Source organism: Kitasatospora sp. NEAU-69 (genome assembly GCF_057158765.1).
On sequence record NZ_JBWXUE010000025.1, the window covers coordinates 68,848 to 88,384 of the forward strand.

Consider the following 19,537-nt stretch of genomic DNA (forward strand, 5'->3'; position numbering starts at 1 on the left):
CACGTTCTCCTGCGGCCTGGGACGAACGACATGGCGCTGCGCTGAACCGGAGATCGAAAACGGGCTGCGTGGCTACTGATTTTGAAGACGTTAACGCACCCGCCAACCGGAGCCAAGGGATACGTTCGGCTTTTGTCAGTGGCAATCTCGCCTTCCGCCCACCCTTCCACGGTCCGTTGATCCCTACCCCGAGCGGAAGCCGGAAAAGCCCCGGCCGGATAAGTCGGACTGACCGACCTCCCCACCGGGGCCCACCAGCGGCTAAACCCGAACCGCCGTACCCGAATCGCTGATCCGGGTCCGAAACAGCGCCTCAGCGCAGCCGCACCGGCAACTCCCGAAGGCTGTTGATCACGATCGAGGCGGTCGGCCGCAGCTCCGCATCCGGCACGGCGAGCGCCAGGTCCGGGAAGCGCGCGAAGAGCGCGGGCAGCGCGACCTGTGCCTCCAGCCGGGCCAGCGGCGAACCGGGGCAGACGTGCGGGCCGTGTCCGAAGGAGAGGTGCCGGATCGGGTCACGGGTGACGTCGAAGATCTCCGCGGTGATCCCGTGCTGCGCCGGGTCGCGGCCGATCGCGTTGTACGAGATCAGCACCGGATCGCCGGTCGGCACCACGACCTCGCCGACGGCGATCGGCTCGGTCGCGTACCGGAAGAGGAAGTTGCTGGTCGGCGGCGTCCAGCGGAGCGACTCCTCGACCACCGCCGACCACCCCACCTCCCCCGAACGGACCAGCGCGAGCTGCTCCGGACGCTCCAGCAGCGCCCGCACCGCATTGGTGATCAGGTTGACGGTGGTCTCGTGGCCGGCCGCGATGATCACCCGCAGCGTGGCCGCCGCCTCGACGTCGCTCAGCTCGCTGCCCTCGACGTCGGCGGCCAGCAGCGCGCTGGTCAGGTCGTCACCCGGCTCGGCCCGGCGGCGGCGCACCAGATCCCCGACGAACGCGTTCAGCGCCTTGATGGTCGCCTGGATCCCCGCCGGGTCGGGCACGCTGCTGAAGAACCGCGCGTACAGCTCACGCAGGTACTCGTGATCCGCAGGGTCCACCCCGAGCAGCGAGCCGATCACGGTCATCGGCAGCGGGAAGGCGAACGCGGCCTTCAGGTCCACCTCCGGCTCCCCCGCGGCCAGCGCGTCCAGCAGCCCGGTCGTGATCCGCTCCACCTGCGGCCGCATCAGCTCCACCCGGCGCGGCGTGAACGCCTGCGCGACCAGCGCCCGCAGCCGCCGATGCTCCTCGCCGTCGGTGGTGACCATGCTCGGCCCGGGTACCGCCAGCCCGATCAGCGGCCAGTCGGCGGGTATCTCGCCGCGCTGGTAGGCCGCCCAGTGCCGGGCGTCCTTGACCAGCCGCTGGTCCGTCAACAGCGCCCGAGCGGCCGCGTGCCGAGTGACCGCCCAGGCGCGCACGCCACCCGGCAGCTCCACGGCCGCCACCGGGCCGGCCGCGCGCAGCAGCGCCCCCTCCGCGGCGGTGTCACGGGCGAGCGGGTCGAGCGCCAGAGTGGTGGTCATCCGAATGCTCCTCCGGTAGTGATCGTCGACGGGGTGAAGCCGACCGGCAGCGCCACCAGGGCGCGCACCCAGGCCGACGGCCGCCAGACCAGGGCGTGCTCGGCCACGGCCAGCCGCAGATCGGGCAGCCGGTCCAGCAGCACCTCGATCGCGGTGGCGGCGATCACCTCGGCCGCCTCCTGGGCGGGGAACGGACAGCGGTGCTCGCCGTGCGAGAAGCTCATGTGCGCGTGGTTGCCCTCGGCCGCCTCGCCGTTCGGCTGCCGCACCGCCGGGTCGGCGTTCGCCCCGGCCAGGCCGAGCAGCACCATGTCGCCGGCGGCGAGCTGCTGCCCGGCCAGCTGGGTGTCCCGGGTCAGCCAGCGGCCGGCGAAGATCTGCGTCGGCGTGTCCTCCCAGAGCGCCTCGGTGAGCGCCTGCCCCACGCTGCGGCGGCCACCGGAGAAGGAGGCGGCGAACCGGTCGTCGGTGAGCATCAGCCGCAGCGCGTTGGCGATCCAGTACGCGGTCGGCTGGTGGCCGGCGGCCAGCAGCACCCGCAGGTCGCGGATCACCTCGTCGTCGGTCAGCCCGGCCGGGTGGACCAGCAGTCGCGAGGTGATGTCGGCGCCGGGGCTGTGCCGCTTGGCCTCCACCAGCTCCCCCATCACCCGCAGCAGCGTCTGCGAGCCCTGCTGGGCGTCCGGGCCGCCGTCCATCATGTCCAGCAGGGCCCGGATCAGCACCGGGGCCTGCAGCGAGTCGAGGCCGAGCAGCCAGCAGAGCACCAGCAGCGGCATCCGGTGCGCGTAGTCGGTGACCAGGTCGGCCTCGCCGCGGCCGGCGAACTCGTCGATCAGCCGGTCGGCGACGTGCTCGCAGTACATCTTCAGCTCGTACGGGTCCACCCCGGAGAGCGCGTCGGTGACCGCCGCCGAACGGCGCTGGTGCTCGGCGCCCTCGGTGTAGAGGATCGACGGCACCGGGGTCATCATCGGCCGCAGCGGCCACTCCGGTGGGATCTCCGTCCAGGCCGTCCACCGGCTGGAGTCGCGCCCGAACAGCTTGGGCTGGCTGGTCACCAGCTGGAGTTCGCGATAGCCGATCACCAGCCAGGCCGGCACGCCGCCGGCCAACTCGACCGGCGCGACCGGGCCGTGGGCGGCCCGCAGCTCCCGGTAGACCTGCGCCGGGTCGGTCTGGAAGCGCGGGCCGTACAGCGGGGCCGCCTGGCGGTGCGCCGGGCAGCCTGGCGGTGGGGTGGTCGCCGGCTCGGTCACGAGTCGCTCTCCTTCTCGGCTTCGGTACGGGCGTGCGCGGCGGGGGCGCCTACGACGGCGGGTGCGGGGGCGGCTGCGGCACGGGGTGTCCCGGCCGCCTCGGCGAGGTCGTGCAGGTGACGGACGAGTTCGATCAGCACCTGCTTGCTCGACTCCCGGTCACGCGCGTCGCAGTCCACCAGCGGGACCCCGGGCGCCAGATCGAGCGCCTCGCGCAGCTGCGCCAGGCTGTGCTTGGGCGGCTCGAAGTTGTTGCGGGCCACGATGAACGGCGTGCCGTGGTGCTCCAACCGGTCGATCGCGTACCAGGAGTCGGCCAGCCGCCGGGTGTCCACCAGCACCACCGCGCCGAGCGCGCCGCTGAACAGCCGGTCCCAGAGGAACCAGAACCGCTCCTGCCCGGGTGCGCCGAACAGGTACAGCACGCTCTCGGCCGAGAGCGTGATCCGGCCGAAGTCGAACGCGACCGTGGTGGAGCGCTTCTCCCGGACGGCTGACGGATCGTCGACCCCGACGCCCGCCCGGGTCATCAGCTCCTCGGTGTTGAGCGGCCGGATCTCGCTGACCGAGCCCACCAGGGTGGTCTTGCCCGCGCCGAAGCCGCCGACCACGACGATCTTCAGCGCGTTCGCCGCCGTGCTGCGCAGCGGTGTCCGGGCGGTCACCTCACAGCTGTTGGAGTCCATGCAGTACCTGCTTCAGGGTGTCGAGGTCGGGCAGCTGGGCCCGGGCGGGGACGAACCGTGGGTGGCGCGCCGTGATCCGGCCGGCCTCCAGCAGATCGCCGAGCAGGATCTTGACGATGCTGATCGGCAGCCCCAGCTCGGCCGCCACCTCCACCACCGCGGTCGGCCGCTCGCAGAGCCGCAGGATCCGCACGTGCTCCGACTGCATCCCGGGCACCGGCTCGTGCTCCGAGACGATCAGCGTGACCACGTCGAAGGCGTGCGCAGGCGCTTTGCTGCGCCCACCGGTCACCGTGTACAGCCGGTCCGGGCCGTCGTCCGGACCGGGCCGCCGCGGCGTCGTCATGCCGTCGGGGTGTCGTCCGGATCGGCATCGTCCTCGCGCGGCGGCGCGCTGAGGAACTCGCCGATCTGCTCCACCAGGCCGTGCATGTTGTGGCCGACCAGGCCGACGTCGGTGCTCTCCTCGGTCACCACGGCGAGGTGCGCGCCCTGCCCCGCCTCGACGATGCACAGGATGCCGCCGTGGAACTCGGTCATCGACTGCCGCACCCCGCCGGTGCCGTCGCCGAACTCGATCGAGGCGCCGTGCGCCAGGCTCTGGATGCCGGAGGCGATCGCGGCCAGCTGGTCGGCCTGGTCGGCGTTCAGGCCGGCGCTGTGGCGGAGCTTCAGTCCGTCGGCCGAGAGCACCAGCGCGTGCCGGGAGCCGGGCGTGTCGGCCAGCAGGTTCTCCAGCAGCCAGTCGAGGTCGCGGTCGGTGGTGCTGCTCATCAAGCGTCGTCCTTCGCAGGGTCAGGAGAATCGGCAGGGTCGGTGTGCAGGGGCCGGGGGCCGCGGACGGCCTGCCGGAACGCGCCGAACCGGCCGACCGTGCCGGCCCGGTCAGCGGACCGATCAGCGGGCCGCGCGCGGTCCGCGACGTCGGCGGCGTCATCGGCAAGGTCAGCGGTGGGAGCGAGGTCAGCGGGGTCAGCGGCCGGAGTGGCGTCGGCCGACCGGCCGGTCCGCTCGGCGGCCGCCAGGGTCTGGCCGCGCCGGCGCTTGGGCAGTTCGTCCCCGGTGGCGGCCGCCACCGGCGCGGCCACCGGCGGCCCGGCCGGCACGGACGTGACGGCCGGCGCACGCAGCGCCGTGGCAGGCGCGACGGTCGCGGCGGGTATGCCGGTCGCGGCGGGCGCTGCGGGCGTCGCAGCGAGGTCGTTCGCCTCCCGGGCCGTCGGGTGGGTGATCAGCTGCTCCGGAACGAGCATCACCACCCCGGTGCCGCCACGTGAGGAAGGCCGGAACGAGATCGACAGCCCGTGCTTGCGGGACAGCGCGCCGACCACCGCGAAGCCGAGCCGGGTGCCCGCCGAGAGCGTGGTGAGGTCCAGCGGCTCGCCGGAGACGGCCTGCTCGGCCCGGCGCAGCCAGACCTCGGAGAGCCCGAGCCCACCGTCCTCCACCGTGATCGCCAGCCCGGAGTGCAGCTCCTCGACGTACACGTGCACCTCGGCGGGCGGCGCCGAGAAGTTGGTCGCGTTGTCCAGCAGCTCGGCCAGCGCGTGCATCACGCCCTCGGCCGCGTAGCCCGCGACCGCGACGGTGCTCGCCGAGTGCAGCCGCACCCGCTGGTACGCGCCGATCCGACCGAGCGCACCGCGCAGCACGCTCTCCACCGGGATCGGCCGGGACCAGCGGCGGCCGCTGCGGGCGCCGGTGAGCACCGCGATGCTGTCCGCCAGCCGACCGGCCTGGGCCGTGCTGTGGTCCAGCCGGAGCAGGTCGCCGAGCACCTCCTCGCCGTGCCGGTGCTGCATCTCGCGCAGCTCGGCGTGCATGCTCGTGGCCAGTGCCTGGACGCGGCCGGCCGCGGTCGCACAGACCGCGAGCGCGGCGGCGCGCTGCCGCTCGCCGTGCGCGATCTCCCGGGCCAACAGCCGCAGCAGGTCCTCGTTCGCGGTCTGCCGGTGCTCGACCAGCACGGTGTCCACCGAGGCACCCGCGCGCAGCCGGCGGACCACCTCGGGGATCGCCTGCTCGGTCAGCCGGGCCAACTCGGCCCGTTCGTCGGCGGCCGCGCCCCGGGCGGCGGCCGCCTCGGACCTGGCCTCGACCGCCTCGGAGCGGGCCGCGAGCATCTCGCTCCGGGCCGCCTCCGCCTCGGCGTGGGCGGCCGCGGCCCGTGCCGTGGCCGCCTGGGCCTCGGCCACCGCCTCGGCCGTTCCGGCCTCCGCGCGCAGCACTGCGGCGAGCGCGGCCTCGCCACGGGTCTGTGCCTGTGCCAGCCGGTCGGCCAGTCGCCGGGCCCGGCGGCGCTGCTGGAGCGCCCCGGCCACCACGGCGCACCAGGCCACGGCGGCCACCGAGGACCAGAGTGCGACCACCGAACGATCGGCGGCCGGCGCCCGGTCTACGGCGACCAGTACGGCGCCCGCGGCGGCTGCCACCGCCAGCACGGCGGCGAGCAGCACGGCCGGTCTACCGGAGAGGCGGAGTCGTGCTGTCATGTGCTGGTCCTCGGCGGGCATCGGCGGCAGGGCAGGCGACAGCGCGCCGGCCCCCCGAAGCCGGGACATACATGATCAGTTCACGCGGTCAACAGATCATATCGACTCAGATAAGCCGCTCAAACGGACAGTTGACACTCTGTCCAGCAATCGGAGTGCCGTGATCGGCTATCGGACCACAGCGGCCGGGTCGGCGCCCGGAAACGGCGAAACCGGCGGCGCCGGTGGGCGACCGAAGTCACCCACCGGCGCCGCCGGTTCAAGACGTCAGCGGTGGAGCCTGCCGTCGGCTCAAGACGTCAGCGGCAGTCCCGGCCGTCAGCTGCAACCGCTGGTGGAGCCGCAGCCCTCGCAGAGGTAGCAGCTGCCCGCGCGGCGCATCTTCGTGCCGCAGGAGAAGCAGAGCGGCGCGTCCGCGTTCATGCCGAGCTGGATCTCCAGCAGCTCGGTCGAGTTGTGCGCCTGCGCGATGGCCGGCTTCGGGGCCTCGACCGGCGCCGGCTGCTCGACGGCGCGCGGGGCGGACTGGGCCAGGCCCTCGACGTCCACGTCCTCCTCGAGCGGCTCGTACGAGCCGGTCTCCAGGTGGCGCTGGCGCTCCTCGACCGAGTGGATACCCAGCGCCGAGCGGGTCTCGAACGGCAGGAAGTCCAGCGCGAGGCGGCGGAAGATGTAGTCCACGATCGACTGCGCCATCCGCAGGTCCGGGTCGTCGGTCAGACCGGCCGGCTCGAAGCGCATGTTGGTGAACTTCGAGACGTAGGTCTCCAGCGGGACGCCGTACTGCATGCCGACCGAGACGGCGATCGAGAAGGCGTCCATCATGCCCGCGAGGGTCGAGCCCTGCTTGGACATCTTCAGGAAGACCTCGCCGAGGCCGTCGTCCGGGTAGGAGTTGGCGGTCATGTAGCCCTCGGCGCCACCGACCGTGAAGGAGGTGGTGATGCCCGGACGGCCCTTGGGCAGGCGCTTGCGGACCGGGCGGTACTCGACGACCTTCTCGACCTTGGCGGCCGGCTCGACCGCGGTCGGCTCCACGGCAGCCGGCGTCTTGGCCTTGGCCGACAGCGGCTGGCCGACCTTGCAGTTGTCGCGGTAGATGGCGAGCGCCTTGACGCCGAGCTTCCACGCCTCGAAGTAGATCTCCTCGATCTCCTCGACGGTGGCGACCTCGGGCATGTTGACGGTCTTGGAGATCGCGCCGGAGATCCACGGCTGGATCGCGGCCATCATCCGCACGTGGCCCATCGCGGAGATGACCCGCTCGCCCATCGCGCAGTCGAAGACCTCGTAGTGCTCGGGCTTCAGGCTCGGCGCGTCGAGCACGTTGCCGTGCTCGGCGATGTGGGCGACGATCGCCTCGATCGCCTCACCGTGGTAGCCCAGGCGCTTGAGCGCGCGCGGCACGGTGTTGTTGACGATCTGCATCGAGCCGCCGCCGACCAGCTTCTTGAACTTGACCAGCGCCAGGTCGGGCTCGACGCCGGTGGTGTCGCAGTCCATCATCAGGCCGATGGTGCCGGTGGGGGCGAGCACCGATGCCTGGGCGTTGCGGAAACCGTTCTGCGCACCGATCCGCAGCACGTCCTGCCAGGTCTCGGTGGCGGCGGCCCAGACCGGGGCGTCCAGCTCGTCCACCGCGACGGCGGCGGTGCTGGCGTCGGCGTGCTGCTTCATGACCCGCTGGTGCGGGGCCGCGTTGCGGGCGTAGCCGTCGTACGGGCCAACCACACCGGCCAGCTCGGCACCGCGGCGGTACGCGGTGCCGGTCATCAGCGAGGTGATCGCACCGGCCAGCGCGCGGCCGCCGTCCGAGTCGTAGGCGTGGCCGGTGGCCATCAGCAGCGCGCCGAGGTTGGCGTAGCCGATGCCGAGCTGACGGTAGGCGCGGGTGGTCTCGCCGATCTTCTCGGTCGGGAAGTCGGCGAAGCAGATCGAGATGTCCATCGCGGTGATGACCAGCTCGACGACCTTCGCGAAGGTCTCGGCGTCGAACGTGTCGTCGTCGCGCAGGAACTTCATCAGGTTCAGCGAGGCGAGGTTGCAGCTGGAGTTGTCCAGGTGCATGTACTCGGAGCAGGGGTTGGACGCGTTGATCCGGCCCGACTCGGGGCAGGTGTGCCAGTGGTTGATCGTCGAGTCGTACTGGATGCCCGGGTCGGCGCAGGCCCAGGCCGCCTCGGCCATCTTGCGGAACAGCTTCTTGGCATCGACGGTCTCGATGACCTCGCCGGTCATCCGCGCCCGCAGACCGAAGTCGGTGCCGTTCTCGACGGCCTGCATGAACTCGTCGGAGACCCGGACCGAGTTGTTGGCGTTCTGGTACTGGACGGAGGTGATGTCGTCCCCGCCGAGGTCCATGTCGAAGCCCGCGTCACGCAGCGCGCGGATCTTCTCCTCCTCCTTCACCTTGGTCTCGATGAAGGCCTCGACGTCCGGGTGGTCGACGTCCAGCACGACCATCTTGGCGGCCCGGCGGGTCGCGCCACCGGACTTGATGGTGCCGGCCGACGCGTCGGCGCCGCGCATGAAGGAGACCGGGCCGGAGGCGTTGCCGCCGGAGGAGAGCAGCTCCTTGGAGGAGCGGATCCGGGAGAGGTTCAGGCCGGCGCCGGAGCCGCCCTTGAAGATCATGCCCTCTTCCTTGTACCAGTCGAGGATCGACTCCATGGAGTCGTCGACGGCCAGGATGAAGCACGCGCTGACCTGCTGCGGCTGCTTGGTGCCGACGTTGAACCAGACCGGCGAGTTGAAGCTGAACACCTGGTGGAGGAGGGCGTGGGTCAGCTCGTGCTCGAAGACCTCGGCGTCGGCGGCGGAGGCGAAGTAGCCGTTCTTCTCACCGGCGGCGCGGTAGGTCAGCACCACCCGGTCGATGATCTGCTTGAGGCTCCACTCGCGCTGCTCGCTGCCGACGGCGCCGCGGAAGTACTTCGAGGTGACGATGTTGACCGCGTTCACCGACCAGAAGTCGGGGAACTCGACGCCGCGCTGCTCGAAGTTGATCGAGCCGTCACGCCAGTTGGTCATGACGACGTCGCGCCGCTCCCAGCTGACCTGGTCATAGGGGTGCACCCCGGGGGTGGTGTAGATGCGCTCGATCCGAAGACCGCCCTTGGGAGCCTTGCCGGCCGCCTTGGTCGTCTTGTCGGACTTCGACCCACGTGCGGAACCGCTCGTCGTGTCTGTCACTTCTTCTCCTCCTCCTGGGCAAACGCCCGAAGTGCCCCGTTTAGTTCATCTCTGAACCGCACGCCGAGGGGCACCGCTGTGTCGCTTCTCCTGAGATGCGGGCAGGCCGGGATCGCCGACCGGTTCGCACTGATTGTGGTGGTTTGCGCGCCGTTTTCGGGCACGCGTCAGCCCTGGGAAGGCTGCTGCACTGCCGCCCTAGGGGGCCGCTGCGGGGACCGGGACGACGGCGGAGCCGTCGTCGTCCTCCGCACCGGGGGGCCGCTCGGCGCCACGCAACTCGGCGATGGCGGCCTCGAAGTCGGCCAGTCCGTCGTACGCCTGGTAGACCGAGGCGAACCGCAGGAACGCGACGACGTCCAGGTCCTTGAGCGGACCGAGTATGGCCAGTCCCACGTCGTGCGTGCTCAGCTCCGCACTGCCGCTGGCCCGCAGGCACTCCTCGACCCGCTGGCCGAGCAGCGCGAGAGCGTCCTCGGTGACCGGCCGGCCCTGGCATGCCTTGCGGACACCGGAGATGACCTTCTCCCGACTGAACGGCTCGGTCACCCCGCTGCGCTTGATGACCATCAGCGCCGCGGTCTCCACCGTGGTGAAGCGCCGGCCGCAGTCGGGGCACTGCCGACGACGGCGGATCGAGCTGCCGTCATCGGTGGTCCGACTGTCGACCACGCGGCTGTCTGAGTGCCGGCAGAAGGGGCAGTGCACGGAACGAATCCCTCCTGACGGGCGGTACGCGGGTTGCCGCCCACCAGGCCTGGCCGACCCCGTGAGCAACGTTCAGTCTAGGCGACGCCGCAGTGATCAAAATACCGGGGGACCACAACCTGTGGGCTGTGAACACCAATGTAACCACTAGATCTAGGTTGATGTCGCGATCGGACACACCGTCTTGCGGTATCCCGGGAGTCACCCGCCGCAATCGCCGCTGGTCAGTCCGCGAGGCGTGGGCCCGGCCCACCCGGACGGCCGGAGGGAGACGTTCGCCACGCGCCCGCGACGAGTTCGGCCCTCTTCCGGCGAGGTCGCCGATCGCCCTCTAGAATCAACTCGATCGAACACTTAATCGACTGGCCCATACACCCGAAGCCTTGATCAAGTCAGCAGAATCCCGCGAACTTCACTCGAACGTGTGTTTGGCGCAACCTTTCGATAGGTGCTGCCGTTGGGCTGGGCAGGCAAGGGAGAACGCCCGTCGAGAGGGGCCGCCGTGAGCACCGTAAAGACCAGCACCAGTACGACCGCCATCCGGAACAGCGCAGGCGACAGCCGTGGCATCCCGGGGCAGGACCGTTCCCAGCACCTCGGAGCCCTTCACCCGGGCGATCGTGGCGCCGCGGACCAGCAGAGCATGGACCACAGCATGGATCGCAGTGACAGCCAGCGCCCCGCCGCCGCGCCGGGCATCCTCCCCGAGCAGCCCGTCGAGCACTCCTCGGTCCGGGACGTCCCGATCGGCCTGCCGGACGGCCAGGTCCGCGCGCTGCCGGGCCGCCCGCCCGGGATCCGGACCGACGAGGCCGGCCTGACCGAGCGCCAGCGCCGGGTGATCGACGTGATCCGGGACTCCGTGCAGCGGCGCGGTTACCCGCCGAGCATGCGGGAGATCGGCCAGGCGGTCGGCCTCTCCTCCACCTCCTCGGTGGCGCACCAGCTGATGGCCCTGGAGCGCAAGGGCTTCCTGCGCCGCGACCCGCACCGCCCGCGGGCCTACGAGGTGCGCGGCGTCGAGGTGGCCCGCCCGAACACCGCCGAGGCGGCCGGGCGACCGTCCACCTCCTACGTGCCGCTGGTCGGCCGGATCGCGGCCGGTGGGCCGATCCTCGCCGAGCAGACCGTCGAGGACGTCTTCCCGCTGCCGCGCCAGCTGGTCGGCGAGGGCGAGCTGTTCGCGCTCACGGTCCGCGGCGACTCGATGATCGAGGTCGGCATCTTCGACGGCGACTGGGTCACCGTGCGCCGCCAGCCGGTCGCCGAGAACGGCGACATCGTGGCCGCGATGATCGACGGCGAGGCCACCGTCAAGCGGCTCAAGCGCGAGGACAACCGGATCTGGCTGATGCCGCACAACGCCGCCTACGAGCCGATCCCGGGCGACAACGCGACCATCCTGGGCAAGGTCGTCGCGGTGCTGCGCCGGCTCTGACCGGGCCCGAGCACCGAGCGCCGGGCCGTCGAGCACGGGGCACCGAGCGCTCAGCCGGACTCAAGGTCCCCCCTGCCCAACCGGGCCGGGGGGACCTGGCGCATGCCGTCAGCCGGAACGGCCAGCCGCTCAGCCGCGCTTCGCGACCGGCCGCACCGGCGGCGCCGACTCCGCGATGGCGGCCAGCGAGCGGCGCACCTGGTTGCGGTCGGTGGTGTACCAGAAGTCCGGCATCGAGGACCGGAAGAATCCGCCGTAGCGCGCGGTGGCGAGCCGGGGATCGAGCACCGCGACCACCCCGCGGTCGTCCGCCGCCCGCACCAGCCGCCCGGCTCCCTGCGCCATCAGCAGCGCCGCGTGGGTGGCGGCCACCGCCATGAAGCCGTTCCCGCCGGCCTCCTCGACCGCCTTCTGCCGGGCGCTCATCAGCGGATCGTCCGGACGCGGGAACGGGATCCGGTCCATCACCACGAGCTGGCAGGCCGAGCCCGGCACGTCCACCCCCTGCCAGAGCGAGAGGGTGCCGAAGAGACAGGTCTGCGGATCGCTCGCGAAGTCGCGGATCAGCTCGCCCAGGGTGTCCTCGCCCTGCAGCAGGATCGGCACGTCCAGCCGCTCGCGCAGCTGCTCGGCAGCCGTCTGGGCGGCCCGCATCGAGGAGAAGAGGCCGAGCGTGCGCCCGCCGGCCGCACCGATCAGGTCGGCCAGCTCGTCCAGCATCTGCGGCCGGTCGGCGTCCCGCCCGGGCGGCGGCAGGTGCTTGGCCACGTAGAGGATGCCCTGCTTGGGGTAGCTGAACGGCGAGCCGACGTCCAGCGCGCGCCAGTACGGCGGGGCGTCCTCGCTCTCGGCGCGCGCCGGCTCCTGCTCGCCGCGGACCTCCGGCAGCCGGCCCTCGCCCGGCAGCCCGACCGAGGCGGCCACGCCGTTGAAGTCACCGCCCAGCTTGAGCGTGGCGGAGGTCAGCACGACCGACCGCTCCTTGTAGAGGTTCTCCCGCAGCAGCCCGGAGACGCTCATCGGCGCCACCCGCAGCGAGGCGGTGCCGGGGCCGAAGCGGTCGTTGCGCTCGATCCAGACCACGTCGTACGGCGACTCGGAGAGCAGCCGCTCGGTGGTGTCGTGCAGCGTCTCGGCCGAGGCCATCGCCTGCTTGCGCACCGCGTCCTCGTCGGTGAGCGCCTTGTCCCTGGTCTCACCGAGCGAGGTGATCACCTGGCGGGCGGCGTCCCGGATCGCGGCGACCGCATAGCCGAGGTACTCGGGCAGCTCGTCCAGCTTGCCGGGCTGCGCGGTCTCCATCAGCCCGTGGTAACTCTCCGCGGCGGCCTGCAGCGCGTCCACGGCCTTCTCGTTGGCGAGCCGGGCGGCACGCTTGACCGCCCGGTTGACCGCCCCGACGGTCAGCTCGGCGGTCGCAGCGCCCGTCACCCGGTTCACCAGCTCGTGCGCCTCGTCGATGATCAGCAGCTCGTGCTCGGGCAGCACCGGGGCGCCCTCGATCGCGTCGATCGCCAGCAGCGCGTGGTTGGTGACCACCACGTCGGCGAGTTTGGCGCGCTCCCGGGCCTGCTCGGCGAAGCACTCCTGGCCGTACGGACACCGCGTGGCGCCCAGGCACTCCCGGGAGCTGACCGAGAGCTGGGCCCAGGCCTTGTCGGAGACACCAGGGGTGAGGTCGTCGCGGTCGCCGGTCTCGGTCTCGTCGGCCCACTCGCGCAGCCGGAGCACGTCCCGGCCGAGCTTGCTGCTCGGGCCACCGAGCGCCTCGGCGGGGTCGAACAGGCCCTCGCCCTCCTCGCTCGGAGTGCCCTCGTGCGCGCGGTGCAGGCAGAGGTAGTTGGAGCGGCCCTTGAGCATCGCGAACAGCGGGCGGCGGCGCAGCGTCGGATGCAGCGCCTCCACGGTGCGCGGCAAGTCCCGCTCCACCAGCTGGCGTTGCAGGGCGAGGGTGGCGGTGGCCACCACCACGCGGTCGCCGTGCGCGAGCGCGGGCACCAGGTAGGCGAGGGACTTTCCGGTGCCAGTGCCGGCCTGCACCAGCAGATGCTCGGCGCTGTCGACGGCCTCGGCGACGGCCTCGGCCATCCTGACCTGCCCGGGGCGCTCGACGCCGCCGACCGCGGTGACGGCGGCGTGCAGCAACTCGGGAATGCGGCCGGCGGGAACCTGCGGGTGGTCCTCGGGCAGCAGCTGGGGTGCGGAGTCGTTCGTCATGACCCTCCCAGACTACGGGGCCGGACTGACAGCCCGGTCCCGCGGACCGGGCAGCCGGGACGGGACGGTCGCCAACGGGTTCGCGACCTGCCCGAAGACCGCCGCGTGCGGCCGCTTCGGCCGGTCCCGGTAGCCGTCCAGCAGCAGCCGGTTGCGGTTCAGGCAGAGTCGGTCGATCCGCGGCGTGAGCAGGTCGAAGAGCTCGAACCGGTCGGCGAGTTCGGGGAACCGCGCCTGGTGGCGCAGGATCTCCTCCCGCAGCAGCGCCCAGAACTGCGGCTCCGGCAGGCCGGTGCGCCGCTCCAGCAGCGGCGCGAGGTAGCGGTAGACGCCGATGAAGAGCCCGGCGTGCAGGAACTGGCAGAGCCCGGCGGGTGTTTCGCGCAGCAGCACGCCGGCCACCTCGGCCGGCAGCGCGCGCAGCTCGGGCAGCTCCTGGTCGCTGATGTTGACGTCGTCGACGAAGTCCTTGACCGCGAGCCGGACCGGGACGTCGCGCTCGTCGAAGAGCAGGATCGCGTTCTCGCCGTGCGGCGAGAAGACCGTTCCGTAGCGGTACAGGAAGTGCAGCAGCGGCGGCAGCATCACGGCGAACAGCCGGGCCGTCCAGTCCCGCGCGGAGAGTCCGGACCGGGCGATCAGCTCCTCGGCCAGGCTGCGCCCGTCCGAGCCGGTCTGCAGCAGCGCGGCCAGCGTGCGGCCGCGCTCCCCCGGCTCCAGCTGCGCGCCGAGCGGCTCGCGCCAGATCGCGCCGAGCAGCTCCTGGTACTGGTACGGCGCCTCGGGCAGCTCGGCGTAGTACGGGTGCTCGACGGTGACCGAGGCGACCTCGCCGAGCAGCACCACCCGGCACTCCTCGCGCAGGAACGGGTCCTGGTCGCGGATGCCGTGGATCCAGCCGGTGACGGCCGGCGCGGCCAGCGTCCGCTCGGTCGGCAGGCCGCGCCAGACCAGGGTGTTGAGCACCGAGAGCGGCAGCTTGACGGTCCGCCGGCTCGGCGTCGCGGCGTTGAAGAAGGACCGGACGGACTGCTGCGGCAGCCGCAGGTCGCCGTCGGCGGGCAGCAGGACGATCCGCCCCTGCGCGATCCACGGCGCGAAGAGCGGCAGCACGACCTCGTCCCACTGCCAGGGGTGGACCGGCAGCAGCAGGAAGTCCTGCGGCTGCTCGCCGCGGTCGGCGAGCAGCCGCCGGTAGCCGGCCAGCACCCCGGGGTCGAGCTCGGAGCGGTAGAGCGCCTCGGCGTCGGCCAGCTCGCCGAGGCCGCGGTACCGCGCCAGCTCGCGGTGCACGGCGAGCCAGCCGAGCGCGCGCGGCTCGCGCGCCTCGGGCGCCCACCCGGCCGCGTCACTCGCGGAGAAGCCGATCCGGCCCTTGTTCGGCACGATCCACGGGTGCCCGCCCTGGTGGCCCTCCAGCTCGGTGTGGTCCAGCCCGGCCAGCTCGGCGGCGGCCAGCGCGCCGGCCGCGAGCCGGACGTCGGCCAGCAGCGTGGCGGTCAGCTCGCGGACCAGGTGGCCGCTGGTGTCACCGGAGAGCCCGAGCAGCCGGCGGGCGGCCAGCAGGAAGGCGAACGGGTCCCCGGTCGGCCGGCCGTCCCTGAGCACCGAGTCGGGGGCGACCTGCCAGCTGCCGTAGGCGCCGCGCCGGGCGGTGAAGCGGTACTCCGGACCGCCATCGGGCAAAGCCAGGCGGTACCCGTCCGCCACCGGTTCGGGGTGCAGCAGCTCCTCGTAGCTGAACTCGGCGAGCATCTTGGCGAGCAGGGCCCGGCAGGCCTGCTGCCAGCGTTCGGGGGTGAGCAGCTCATCGGCGGGCGGCTGGGGCACGGTTCCACTCCTCTGGGTCGGCGACGTCGGAGTCGGCAGGGGCAGCGGCGGGTGCGGCGCTCTGCGCGGGCACCGGAGCCGGAGCCGGCGCGAAGCTCGTCCAGGCGGTCCGGGCCGGCAGCCGGTGCACCGTCCGCCCGGTCAGCGCGTTCAGGATCACGGCGGCCCGGTGCGCGCCGAGCCCGAGGTCGGGGGTGCCGACGCCGTGCGTGTGCAGCTCGGCGTTCTGCACGTACAGGCCGCCGGTCAACTCGGGTGCGGTGGCCACCCGGTGGTCCAGGTCGACCCGGAACCGGCCCTGCTCGTCGAAGTCGATCAGCTCGGCCAGCGGCTCCAGGGCGGCCGGGCGGCCGGCCCGGTAGCCGGTGGCCAGCACCACCGCGTCGGTCCGCACCACCCGCCGGGCGCCGGAGTCACGGTGCAGGCAGCGCAGTTCGAGGCCGCCGCACGGACCGGGCAGCGCGGCGGTGACCTCGGAGCCCGGGGTGATCTCGGCGTCCAGCGCGCCGATCGGCCGCCCGATCGTCCGCTCGTACAGCAGGTCGTGGATCTCGGCCAGGGTCTCCGCGCTGGCCGCCTTGTGCAGCTGCCACTGCTCGGCGACCAACCGCTCGCGGACGGCGGCCGGCAGCGCGTGGAAGTACCGGGTGTAATCCGGCGTGAAGTGCTCCAGGCCGAGCTTGGAGTACTCCATCGGCGCGAGCGCGCGGGTCCGGGTCAGCCAGCGCAGCCGGGTACCGGCGCCGGCCCGGGTGCGCAGCAGGTCCAGGAAGATCTCGGCGCCGGACTGGCCCGAGCCGACCACGGTGATGTCCCGGGCACCGGCCAGGTCCGCCACCCGCTCCAGGTACTCACCGGAGTGGAAGACCCCCCGGTGCCCGGCCAGTGCGGCGAAGGCGGCCGGGCGGACCGGCTCGGTACCGACGCCGAGCACCAGGTTGCGGGCCCGCACCCGCCGCTCGGCGCCGCCCGAGCGCAGCACGGCGGTGAACGCGCCGGCCTCCCAGTGCACCGCCGCGACCTCGGTGCCGAACCGGCAGGCCGGCAGCCGCTCGGCGACCCACCGGCAGTAGTGGTCGTACTCCTTGCGCGGCAGCTGGAAGCGCTCGGCGAAGTAGAACGGGTAGAGCCGGTCCTGCGCGCGCAGGTAGTTCAGGAAGGACCACGGGTTGGTCGGGTCCACCAGCGAGACCAGGTCGGCCAGGAACGGCACCTGCATCCTGGCGCCGTCCACCAGCATCCCCGGGTGCCAGCGGAACTCCGGCTTGGCGTCGCAGAACAGCGTCCGCAGGCCGGCCTCCCGGTCGGCCAGCGCGGCCAGCGAGAGGTTGAACGGGCCGATGCCGACGCCCAGCAGATCGAGCGGGCCGTCCATCGGCCGTCCGTCCGTCGACTGGCCGTCGGCCGGCCGGCCGTTCAGCAGGGCGGTATCCATCAGCTCTCCCTCTCACGCATCATCAGCGCCGCGCGCTTCTCCGGCAGCTCGATCTCGCCCGCGGCACTGAAGCCGGCCCGCCGGAACGCCCGCAGCGACGGCGCGTTGCGCACGTCGGGCTCGGCGACCACCCGCGGGCTGGTGCGCAGCAGGTGTTCGGCCATCGCGGCCAGCAGCACGCTGCCCAGGCCCCGCCCGCGGCTCTGCGGCGGGCCGAGCAGCAGGTGCAACCCGATGTCGCCCGGGTCGGCCGGGTAGTACCCGGCCAGCCGGTCGGCCTCGACCCGGTAGACCTCCCAGTAGCTCACCGGCACGCCGTCGAGCAGCCCGAGCTGCGGGACGCTGTGGCTGTCGGCGTCGAGCTGGGGCAGCACGTGCCGTTCGGTCCGCTCACCGGGTCCGGCCAGCTCCCAGAACGCGTCCACCGCCGGGTCGTTCATCCACTCGGTGATCAGCGGCAGGTCGGCGGGCTTGACGACGCGCAGCCGCAGCTCCCCGGCCGGGGTTCGCAGCGCGGTCACCCGGCCGCCACCGGATTGGGAATGCCGACGTAGACGGACTGCGTCTCCACCGGCCCGACCAGTTCGTCCAGCCCGTGCAGCCGGGTCAGCAGGTTCGCCTTGCAACGCAGCATCGGCGCGTCCAGCAGCAGGGCCGGCAGGCCGGAGCGGGTGGCGGTGGCCGCCGGTCCGGTCAGGAAGCGCCGCAGCGCCGCGAGCAGCACCTGCTCGTCGGCCAGCCGCTGCGAGCCGAAGGCGCCGATCAGGCCGAGGATGTGGTTGATCCCCAGGTAGTAGGCGAAGCGCTCGTCGGCGACCGCGTCCTCGACGAAGGTGTCGCTGGCCTTGCCCAGCCCGGGCAGCCGGCGCTCCAGCCGTTCGGCGTGCGAGGCGCGGAAGTAGTAGCCCTGGTTGTCGCGAAACCGGCCACCGCTCGGCCAGCCGTCGGCGTCCAGCAGCACCAGGCTGTTCTGCTGGTGCGCCTCCAGCGCGATCCCGGCCCGGCCGTCCAGCCAGAGCACCGGCAGTACCACGGCGTCCAGGTAGCGCAGGAACCACTCGGCGGCCACCATCGGCAGCGGGCGGCCGTTGCGCCGGGCCAGTGTGCGCAGCACGTCGCCGAGTTCGGACGGCACGCCGGACCCGGGCTCGCCGAGCGGGCGCTCGGCGACCAGTCCGGCCACGCACAGCGCCCGGTCGCCGTCGGCGAACGGCTGGTGGCGCAGCACGGTGTCCAGGCCGCCGGCGCTGTTCTCGTCGACGCCGGGCAGGTCCACGCCGATCCAGGCCGGGTCCCGCACGATGTCGAAGCCGGGGTGCGCTGACTGCCACTCGGCGCCGAGGCCGCCGGCCAGCAGCCGGTGCACCTCCAGGCCCCGGTGCAGCTCCTTGCGCAGGTTCTCTCGGCGGGAGTTGGTGATCCGCAGGCCCAGCGAGAGCTTGAGCATCCACGGGGTGCCGGGGCGGAAGACGGTCCGCACCGAGGAGGTCGGGTGCCAGGGCTCGCCGTGCCGGCCGAGGTCGTGCAGCAGTCCGTCGGCGAGCAGTCCGGCGATCTGCGGGCGCCGCTCCAGCTCCTGGGCCTGCCAGGGGTGCAGCGGCAGCGCCGCGGTGCCGGGCGGCAGCAGCTGCGGGGCGCCGAGCAGCCTGGCGGTCAGCTCGGCGGCGTCCACCGGCAGCGCGGAGCCGGAGGCGAGCAGCTCGCGGCTCACGGCGTACCAGTGCAGTGCGAAGGAGCCGCGCAGCTCGGGCGAGTACACGGCGCTCTGCGCCGGGCCGAGGCCGTCGCGACTCTTCGGGGTCGGGTGCATCGGGTGGCCGAGCAGCAGCGACTGCTCGGCGCGCAGGAACGCGGAGTCGGGCGTGGGGCTCGGGTGGCGCCGGCGGTACGCGAGCAGGTCCGCGGTGCGGCGGACCGAGTCGGCGACCCGGGCGGCCAGGTCGGCGATCTGCTCGGGATCGGGGTGCGCGCCGGCCGCGCGGGCGAGCAGCGCGGCGGCCGTGACCGGGTCAAGTGCGGCACCGTTCGACTCCCGGGCGGGCGCCAGCCGTGCGGGCCCGAACCGGTGCCAGCCGCACGGCGACCAGTACCGGACCTCCGCGACCAGCCTGGCCGCGCCGTCCAGCACCGGGATCCGCAGCACGCCGTCCCGCTCCGGCCGGGCGCCGGTCTCCCGGCACCAGCAGCGCAGCAGTGCCTCGACCGCGGCCTGTTCGGCGGCGACCGCGGGATCCTGGTGCAGTAGCGGGTCGGACTCGCCGGTCTGGCTCAGCTGACGGGGGACGGTGGCCGGGGCTCCGGTCAGGGCGGTGCTCAAGGCTGCTCCTCGATACGCAAGGGGACGCCGGTGCGCCGTTCGGGGCACCTGCCCCCGGTCGATGGCATCCGATTGGTCTAACGAGCCGTCGGCCCGGGAATCACGGTCCCCTCGCGGATCGGGGTCGCCGTCGGTCACGAATCGGTGACCCTTCATCAGCCTGTGCAACCGGGGGGCAAAGCGGGCAGTCCTGGCCACATGGGAGACTCCCTGAGTCCCGGCGGCGCCTCGCGCCGCGGGACGCGATACGCCGACCGGGGGAACTGAAGGAATGTCAGCGAAGGGGAGCACGGGCCGAGCAGGCGTGCGGACCCGGTTCGCGCGCCGTGGCGCACGAGCCGCAGCGGCCGCGCTCCTGCCAGATCCCACGGCGCCCGATCGCTCGGCGCCTGATCCGTTGGCGCCTGAATCCCTGGTCACGCCGACGGTCGCACCGATCGCACG

At 72.8% G+C, this 19,537-nt stretch carries 14 protein-coding genes; 1 reads left to right on the plus strand and 13 read right to left on the minus strand.

Translation table 11 applies throughout. The features are described from left to right. Positions 1-313: 313 nt before the first annotated feature. The 8 genes from AC060L_RS26560 to nrdR all read right to left on the minus strand — a co-directional run bounded on the left by AC060L_RS26560 (position 314) and on the right by nrdR (position 9,856). Positions 314-1,519: a cytochrome P450 family protein gene (locus AC060L_RS26560; protein WP_483801445.1), complete on the minus strand. Its 1,206-nt coding sequence runs from the start codon at positions 1,517-1,519 to the stop codon at positions 314-316. Beyond that, complete coding sequence (locus AC060L_RS26565; RefSeq protein WP_483801446.1) at positions 1,516-2,778, minus strand: cytochrome P450; 1,263 nt, start codon at positions 2,776-2,778, stop codon at positions 1,516-1,518. The genes AC060L_RS26560 and AC060L_RS26565 overlap by 4 nt, the downstream gene beginning before the upstream one ends. Continuing rightward, positions 2,775-3,464 carry a GTP-binding protein gene (locus tag AC060L_RS26570; protein ID WP_483801447.1) on the minus strand — a complete coding sequence of 230 codons (690 nt, stop codon included), beginning with the start codon at positions 3,462-3,464 and terminating at the stop codon, positions 2,775-2,777. Before AC060L_RS26570 ends, AC060L_RS26565 begins: the two co-directional genes overlap by 4 nt. Continuing rightward, positions 3,445-3,810 carry a DUF742 domain-containing protein gene (locus AC060L_RS26575; protein WP_483801448.1) on the minus strand — a complete coding sequence of 122 codons (366 nt, stop codon included), beginning with the start codon at positions 3,808-3,810 and terminating at the stop codon, positions 3,445-3,447. The genes AC060L_RS26570 and AC060L_RS26575 overlap by 20 nt, the downstream gene beginning before the upstream one ends. Then, positions 3,807-4,238, minus strand: a complete 432-nt coding sequence (locus tag AC060L_RS26580) for a roadblock/LC7 domain-containing protein (protein ID WP_483801449.1) — start codon at positions 4,236-4,238, stop codon at positions 3,807-3,809. Before AC060L_RS26580 ends, AC060L_RS26575 begins: the two co-directional genes overlap by 4 nt. Beyond that, entirely contained in the window at positions 4,238-5,956 is a 1,719-nt protein-coding gene (locus AC060L_RS26585; RefSeq protein WP_483801450.1) for an ATP-binding protein, read from the minus strand. The genes AC060L_RS26580 and AC060L_RS26585 overlap by 1 nt, the downstream gene beginning before the upstream one ends. 318 nt (positions 5,957-6,274) lie before the next feature. Next, positions 6,275-9,148: a vitamin B12-dependent ribonucleotide reductase gene (locus tag AC060L_RS26590; RefSeq protein WP_483801451.1), complete on the minus strand. Its 2,874-nt coding sequence runs from the start codon at positions 9,146-9,148 to the stop codon at positions 6,275-6,277. Between the two features lie 198 nt (positions 9,149-9,346). Further along, positions 9,347-9,856: a transcriptional regulator NrdR gene (nrdR, locus tag AC060L_RS26595; RefSeq protein ID WP_483801452.1), complete on the minus strand. Its 510-nt coding sequence runs from the start codon at positions 9,854-9,856 to the stop codon at positions 9,347-9,349. 655 nt (positions 9,857-10,511) lie between these two features. On the opposite strand from nrdR, the gene lexA reads away from it, so the two are divergent. Continuing rightward, positions 10,512-11,294, plus strand: coding sequence for a transcriptional repressor LexA (gene lexA, locus AC060L_RS26600; RefSeq protein WP_483801453.1), 783 nt, complete (start codon positions 10,512-10,514; stop codon positions 11,292-11,294). A 129-nt stretch (positions 11,295-11,423) separates the two neighbouring features. On the opposite strand, the gene AC060L_RS26605 is transcribed toward lexA, so the two are convergent. The 5 genes from AC060L_RS26605 to AC060L_RS26625 are packed head-to-tail and all read right to left on the minus strand — an operon-like array spanning position 11,424 to position 19,249. After that, a complete protein-coding gene (locus AC060L_RS26605) occupies positions 11,424-13,511 on the minus strand; it encodes an ATP-dependent DNA helicase (protein WP_483801454.1) in 2,088 nt (695 codons plus the stop codon). A gap of 12 nt (positions 13,512-13,523) precedes the next feature. After that, positions 13,524-15,341, minus strand: a complete 1,818-nt coding sequence (locus tag AC060L_RS26610) for an IucA/IucC family protein (protein WP_483801455.1) — start codon at positions 15,339-15,341, stop codon at positions 13,524-13,526. After that, the gene (locus tag AC060L_RS26615) at positions 15,319-16,776 is read right to left on the minus strand and encodes a lysine N(6)-hydroxylase/L-ornithine N(5)-oxygenase family protein (RefSeq protein WP_483801456.1); all 1,458 of its coding nucleotides are present in this window, start codon (positions 16,774-16,776) and stop codon (positions 15,319-15,321) included. The genes AC060L_RS26610 and AC060L_RS26615 overlap by 23 nt, the downstream gene beginning before the upstream one ends. Next, positions 16,776-17,297, minus strand: a complete 522-nt coding sequence (locus tag AC060L_RS26620) for a GNAT family N-acetyltransferase (protein ID WP_483801457.1) — start codon at positions 17,295-17,297, stop codon at positions 16,776-16,778. Before AC060L_RS26620 ends, AC060L_RS26615 begins: the two co-directional genes overlap by 1 nt. After that, complete coding sequence (locus AC060L_RS26625; RefSeq protein WP_483801489.1) at positions 17,294-19,249, minus strand: IucA/IucC family protein; 1,956 nt, start codon at positions 19,247-19,249, stop codon at positions 17,294-17,296. The genes AC060L_RS26620 and AC060L_RS26625 overlap by 4 nt, the downstream gene beginning before the upstream one ends. Positions 19,250-19,537 lie beyond the last annotated feature (288 nt).